Origin of the sequence: Dokdonella sp. (genome assembly GCF_036518555.1) — a bacterium.
In the GTDB taxonomy this organism is placed as follows: Bacteria; Pseudomonadota; Gammaproteobacteria; order Xanthomonadales; family Rhodanobacteraceae; genus Dokdonella_A.
The window spans coordinates 1-3,783 of sequence record NZ_DATDMY010000130.1; the positions used below are offsets into that span (position 1 = coordinate 1).

Genomic DNA, 3,783 nt, shown 5'->3' on the forward strand with positions numbered 1-3,783 from the left:
CGCATCGACGGCGGCGGCTCGGGCACGGTCGATGCGGGCTGGACCGTCGCCGCCGACGGTTGGATCAGCGCGCTCGCGTGCGACGCGCACGGCGTCCTCTACGTCGGGGGTTACTTCACGCGTGTCGCCGGCGTCGCGCGCCCGGATCTCGCCGCGATCGCCGGCAAGCCCTGGCCCGGGCCGCGGCACGCGCATTCCCTGCACGCGCGGCCGGACGCGTCGCCTTAGCGCCCGGACGCGACGCGGCGGCGAGCGGCACGATGCCCCGCTGCGACGATCGCGCGCGTCCGCCCGTCTCCGCTTCGCCGCCCGTGCGGTCGTGCACCGACGCTGCCGGCTGGCGTGCGAAGATGCGTGTTCGCCGTGCCGCGCACGATCCGACGAACTGGAGACAAGATGAAGAAGACCCCCCTCGTACCGCTCGCACTGCTCGCGGGTCTGGTCGCCGCCCCCGCCTTCGCGACGTCCGCCGCGACGCTCGACGCGGACGTCGTTGCCGCCCGGCTGCGCGCCGCGCCGGGCGCCACGCACCGCGGGCGCGCGGCGCCGGTGAAGACGGAAGGAACGCACGCGTCGCCGGGCACCCCGACCGCGAACACCTACCGCGCCTATCCGCCGAGCTGCGCCGCCGATCCGCTGCCGGACAAGCCGACCGGCACGGTGTATTCGGTCAACATGCCGTTCTGGGCGCGCAAGCCGTCCGACCTCAACCACGGCTTCCTCGAGAACGTCACGGTCACCGTGTGGCGCCTGCCGTGCAGCAACAGCGGCGCGGCGACCCGCTACAACCCGCAGGGCCATCCGAACTCGATCACGCTCATGCGCATCGACCGCAGCACGGCGAACGAAGGGCACGACGACATCTATCCGACCTTCCCGATCCTGCAGGTCAAGCAGGGCGCGATCGACTTCACGGTCACGTCGGGCAGCACGACCGCGCGCAATCCGAAGAGTTTCCCGCGCGTCGCGAGCGAACCGAACACCGTGCGCGAAAGTGCCAATTACGACAACGCGATCATCGACAGCACGACTTACGTGCTCGAGAACTTCCCCGATCCCGACGCGGGCTACTTCACGTTCGGCGATGCGTTCACGCTGCGCGTCGATCCGAACGTGCCGAGCACCGTGCAGCCGGTCGACATCGCGGTGCCGGCGTACGCGGCCGGCAACGACGTCGCGACGGCCCGTCCGTTCGACGGCTACGCCGCCGCGCAGTGGATCAACACCGAGCTCAACGAGGGCCTGCTCGTGCAGGTGACGGAACAGCCGCAGGCGACCGGCGCGCCGGTGCGCCAGCTCGTGTTCGACCTGCTCACCGAGGACCAGAACGGCGATCCGCTCTGGCTCGTCGGCAACACCGCGTTCAACGTCGGCCAGACCAGCATCACCGTCGACGTGAACTATCTCGGCAACGGTCTCGCCCAGTTGCCGTACGGCAGCGCGACGTTCCAGCTGCACGACTGCAACCGCCTCGACGTGACCTTCACGCCCGACGCGGGCCTGCCGAGTCCGATCCCGGTCATCGACGGCCTGACGAGCTACGAGCGCCTGTTCACGCCGAACGGCATGACCTGCGAGTAGGCGCGCGACGATGCGGCGGGCGTGGCCCGCCGCATCGATCAAAGCGCGAAGAACGCCTGCGCGTTCGCGCGCGTGAGCGCAGCGATGTCCGCCATGTGCTCGCCGCGCGCGGCGGCGACCGCGGCGCAGACGTGGGCGAGGTACATCGGCTCGTTGCGGCGGTGCGACGGCTTCGGATGGAGGTCGCGCGGCAGCAGGTACGGCGCGTCGGTCTCGATCATGAGTCGGTCGGCCGGAACCAGGCGCACGAGGTCGCGCAGGTGCTGGCCGCGGCGTTCGTCGCAGATCCAGCCCGTGATGCCGATGTAGCAATCGCGGTCGAGATAGTCGACGAGTTCGTCGCGCTCGCCGGTGAAGCAGTGCACGACCGCGCGCCCGATGCGCGCACGCACCGCGTCGAGGCAGGCGATGAAGTCCGCGTGCGCATCGCGCTGGTGCAGGAACAGCGGCTTGCCGCAGTCGACCGCGATCGCGAGCTGGCGTTCGAACGCGGCGATCTGCGCCGCGTGTGGCGAATAGTTGCGGAAGTAGTCGAGGCCGGTTTCGCCGACCGCCTTTACCTCGGGCGTTGCGACGAGTTGGCGCAGCAGTTCGTCCGTTGCATCGTCGTATTCGTGCGCGTGGTGCGGGTGCACGCCCGCGGTCGCATGCAGGAAACCCGGGTGCGCCTGCGCGAGCGCATGCGCGGCGCGGCTGCCGCCCGCGCTCGCACCGGTGACGACGATCTGGTCAACGCCGTGCGCGCGCGCACGTTCCAGCACGGCGTCGAAATCGGGGCGGAACGACTCGTGCGTGAGGTTCGCGCCGATGTCGACCAGCGCGAGGGTGGCGTCCGTCATGTCGGCGGCTCTTCATCCGGCCAGGTAAACGCGCGATTATGCGCACTCTGCGCCGGGCTCGCACCCGGCGCGGTTCACCGCGAATTCATTGCCGCCCGGGGAAGCTCGCGCGGTCCAACTTGGGGAACCATCATGAAAAGTCCGCTCCGCCTGACGCTCACCCTGGCCGCAGGCGTCGTCGCCCTGCCCGCGTTCGCCGCGGTCGCGCCACCGGCCGATCTGCGCGCCGCCCACGACACGGCCGTCACGCAGATCCGCGCCGCCCTCAGCGACGCGACGACGAAGGCCAAGGCGAGCGCGGCCAAGCGCGCGAAAGCGATGGGCAACGACGTCTACCCGGGCACGCCGCTCGCGAACGAATTCCGCGCCTATCCGCCGAGCTGCGCCGCGTGGCCGCTGCCCGACAAGGCGAGCGGCCCGACCCAGACCGCACGCGTGCGGCTGTACGCGCGCAACTCCGCCGGCCAGGTCGTCGATCCCGAGACGGTCACGATGACGCTCTGGCGCATCGCCTGCAGCAGTTCCGGTGCCCAGACGCCGTACAACACCGACGGCGGCTACAACTCGATGACGCTGCTGCGCATCGATCGCGACACCGCCAATGAAGGCCATACGGACCACTTCCCGACGTTCCCCTCGCTACGCGTCCAGCAGGGCAGCATCGGCTACGACGATCCCGAAAGCTTCGTCCGCGCAGCGACCGAGCCGAACACGTTCACGTCCGACTTCCTGTTCGACACGCCGATCTTCTCGAGCACGACGTTCGTGCTCGAGAACTACAATTTCGACGCCGACTACCAGCACTACTACAGCTACGCGTACAAGCTGCAGGTGAATCCGTACACCGGCAGCACGGGTGACATCGCCGAGTTCAACGTCGCGGCATATTTGCCCGCACAGGGAACCTATCCCGATGCGTTCGCCCCGCTGCCGCTCGACGGCTACTCGGCCGCGCAGTGGATCAACACGCAGTACAACGAGGGCCTTCTCGTGCAGATGACCGAACAGCCGCAGTCGAACGGTTCGACCGTGCGCCAGCTCGTGTTCGACCTGCTCACCGAAGACCTCAACGGCGACCCGCTCTGGCTGGTCGGCAACGCGCCGTTCAACGTCGGCCAGACCAGCATCACCGTCGACGTGAACTACCTCGGCAACGGCCTCTCGCAACTGCCGTACGGCAGCGCGACGTTCGAGGTCCGCGACTGCAACCACCTGGACGTGACGTTCGCGCCGGACGCGAACCTGCCGAGCCCGATCCCGACGATCAGCGGTCTCACCACCTACGATCGGCTGTTCACGCCGAACGGCATGACCTGCGAGTAATCGCGCGCGCAAGCGAACCACGGCGCGGCCGGCGACGGCC

General features: G+C 69.3%; 4 protein-coding genes. 3 read left to right on the forward strand and 1 reads right to left on the reverse strand.

Translation table 11 applies throughout. The annotated features are described in order from the left end of the window. Both VI238_RS07650 and VI238_RS07655 read left to right on the forward strand, forming a co-directional pair. Positions 1–228 (forward strand): hypothetical protein (locus VI238_RS07650; protein WP_331650096.1); only part of this gene is annotated, 228 nt, incomplete at its 5' end. Positions 229–396: 168 nt separating this feature from the next. Continuing rightward, on the forward strand, positions 397–1,581 hold the full coding sequence (locus tag VI238_RS07655) for a hypothetical protein (RefSeq protein WP_331650098.1): 1,185 nt from the start codon (positions 397–399) through the stop codon (positions 1,579–1,581). Positions 1,582–1,619: 38 nt separating this feature from the next. Here VI238_RS07655 and VI238_RS07660 read toward each other — a convergent pair whose 3' ends face one another. Then, on the reverse strand, positions 1,620–2,420 hold the full coding sequence (locus tag VI238_RS07660; RefSeq protein ID WP_331650099.1) for a TatD family hydrolase: 801 nt from the start codon (positions 2,418–2,420) through the stop codon (positions 1,620–1,622). A 132-nt stretch (positions 2,421–2,552) separates the two neighbouring features. Between VI238_RS07660 and VI238_RS07665 the strand changes: the two genes are divergently transcribed. Continuing rightward, a complete protein-coding gene (locus tag VI238_RS07665; RefSeq protein ID WP_331650101.1) occupies positions 2,553–3,743 on the forward strand; it encodes a hypothetical protein in 1,191 nt (396 codons plus the stop codon). Positions 3,744–3,783 lie beyond the last annotated feature (40 nt).